We start from the raw sequence: 249 nt of genomic DNA, 5'->3' as shown, positions 1-249 counted from the left end.
CGATCATCCGCGACGGCAAGACCATCGAGACGCTCGACATGCGGGCCGACGACGTGTCCGAGGACCGGATCATCCGCGGGATGGTCGGCCGTGACCTGTCGAACCGGTACCCCGAGCGCGAGAACCCCGTCATCGGCGAGGAACTGCTGCGGATCGAGGACTGGACCGTCCACCACCAGCTCGACTCGTCGCGCGAGATCATCCACCAGGCCAACCTCAACGTCCGCGCCGGCGAGGTCGTCGGCATCG

General features: G+C 67.5%; 1 pseudogene. It reads left to right on the top strand.

Annotated features, from left to right (window positions below):
• A pseudogene (locus tag BIU89_RS13590) lies at positions 1-249 on the top strand (ABC transporter ATP-binding protein); the annotation flags it as partial.

This window comes from Curtobacterium sp. MCBA15_005, assembly GCF_001864855.1.
GTDB classification, from domain to species: domain Bacteria; phylum Actinomycetota; class Actinomycetes; order Actinomycetales; family Microbacteriaceae; genus Curtobacterium; species Curtobacterium flaccumfaciens.
This window is presented reverse-complemented; position numbering and strand designations above follow the sequence as displayed.